General features: G+C 54.9%; 2 protein-coding genes. Both read left to right on the top strand.

The window, feature by feature from the left end; translation table 11 throughout:
- Positions 1-39: 39 nt before the first annotated feature.
- The gene (locus QZV76_RS07255; protein WP_290599352.1) at positions 40-606 is read left to right on the top strand and encodes an HNH endonuclease; all 567 of its coding nucleotides are present in this window, start codon (positions 40-42) and stop codon (positions 604-606) included.
- Positions 607-667: 61 nt separating this feature from the next.
- The coding region (locus QZV76_RS07260; protein WP_290599353.1) for a hypothetical protein at positions 668-2188 on the top strand (1521 nt) is incomplete at its 3' end.

Raw genomic sequence — 2188 nt, forward strand, 5'->3', positions numbered from 1 at the left:
AATCACACTACAAGAACTCCTAGAAAGCACTAAACAGTAATGTGGCGGCAAAACCCCCTACCCCCGAACTGGCACACCACCCGCAACCAAATCCTCCAACGAGACAACTACACCTGCCAACACTGCGGATCACACCAGAACCTAGAAGTCGACCACATCATCCCCGCCTGGAAACTCGGCTGGGACAACCACAACCCCAACAACCTACAAACACTCTGCAAACACTGCCACACCCAAAAAACCCAACACGAACGAATAACCTACACACACCAAAAACCCCACCAACAAACCACACAAGCCGAAGAACACCCATTCTGGCACAAACAACACACCCCCCCCGGACACCTAAACCCGTACACCCAAAAAACCACTGGCGGCCTTGCCAGTTTGTGGTGTGGTGGTGGGGGTTATCCCCGTGGGTGTTTGTGTTGGTGGTGGTGGTGTGTGTTTTGTGTTGTTGTGTTTGGGGTGTGTTTTGTGGTTGTGTGTGTGGTTTGTGTTGTTTCTTTTCTTCTTGTGTTCTTGTTGCTGCTTGTTTGTGGTGTTGTTGTTGTTGTTAAGTGGCTGCGCTTAGGTTGGTGGGTGGTAGGGGGTTGGTGCTCATGAGTGTGTCGGGGTGTGGGGCTGCTGGGGGTGCGCGCTGGTGTGTCTCCTATACGAAGGGAGGGTGGGTCTCGGACGCGTGAGCGTGGGTACCTTGGGGGCGAAGGTGTCCGGGCTCGCTGGCTCGTTGACCGGTTTGAGCGGTATCGCTATCGGCGCGGTGGTGACTGGTGTCACCATGTTGGCGTCGACGGTCAATAGTGCGAATTCGTCCTTTGATAGTGCGTCGAAGGGGATGCGGGCGGCGAATGTTGAGCTGGAGAAAGTCCGCAATAACGTCATGCTCACGAAGGGGGAGATGGGTACTGAGCAGGTTGATGCGGTTACAGCATCGCTCAACAAGACGATTGATGCGACGAAACAGTTGAGTGAGACAAGCAAGTTCGGAACTCAGTTATCTCACCTGTTCGGCGCCTATAACGGTGATGGTCTTGATCGTCAGATTGCGAAGATCAATACTGCGAAGAAGAGTGTGGAGTCCTGGCAGTTTGTGCAGGACCGCTTGGGGATGTCGCAGAAGGAGATGACGCAGGCGATCGCACAGGGCGGCTCCGCGTATGATTCTTTGCTGGCGAAAGTAGGGGGACTTGGCGAGCAGGGGAAGGCCGCCGCCGCTGATATCCAGTATTTGCGCAGCAAGGTGACGGAGATGCAGGCCGCCGCACAAAATGCGACGCCGTTGCAGCAGTTCACCTCTGCAATGAAACTTTTAGGCGACGCTAGCGCTGATACATCCGCGAAGCTGAATGTGTATTCGCAGGCTGTCGCTATTCTCGCAGGGCGTGATCTTTCCGCAGAGCAAGCCACCTCAAACCTGAACGCCGAGGTGGAGCAAAATAAGCAAGCCTTTGAACAAGCAGGGCAGGCTGCCACACAGACGGGTGGGGCGATGCTCACCGCCACCGGGCAGATCAACACTGCCACCGAAGCAGGGCGCGCACTCTTCTCCAGCGCACAGAAAATGAGTGAGGCTCTGTACGGGCAGATCACTGCCATGCAGCAAAAGGGCGCTACAGAAGAGCAGATGATCGCGCAGGCGCAGTCCACCTACGACACTTTTGTGATGAACGCGCAGGCTGCCGGGATGAACGCCGAACAAGCCCGCAAACTCGCCGACTCCTATATTGGCATCCCCAAGCAGGTCGTCACCGTCATAACGAACCCGGGTATGGCTGCCGCCTCAGCAGAGATCGCCAAATACAAGGGGAAGCTGGATGCTGTTCCAAATGAGAAAGCGGTCACGGTTAAGACGCTGTCGGAGGATGCGGAAAAGCAGCTCGAAGATGTCGGTTTCAAAACACAGAAGCTGAAAGATGGCAAGGTCAAGATCACTGCTGACGATAAGCAGCTCCAAGGTGTCCTGGAAAATGCGAAGAAGGGCGTATTCCAATTCGCAGGACTAGCGGATAAGAAGACTCCCAGACTGAAGGTCGATAACTCTCAGGCCATGAAGGGGATTAACCAGGTCAAGCAGGGCATCGACAACCTCTCCGATAAGACCGTCACCATCACCACGAAACACAAGGATGTGAAGGGCCATTTCCTCGGCGGTATCCTCGGTTTCTCTACTGGTGGTTTCCTCCCT

The sequence above is a fragment of the Lawsonella sp. genome (genome assembly GCF_011525565.1).
Taxonomy (GTDB): Bacteria; Actinomycetota; Actinomycetes; order Mycobacteriales; family Mycobacteriaceae; genus Lawsonella; species Lawsonella clevelandensis_A.

Coding starts and splice junctions, on each gene's coding strand:
- QZV76_RS07255 (WP_290599352.1), top strand. CDS start 40: ATGTGGCGGCAAAACCCCCTACCCCCGAACTGGCACACCACCCGCAAC.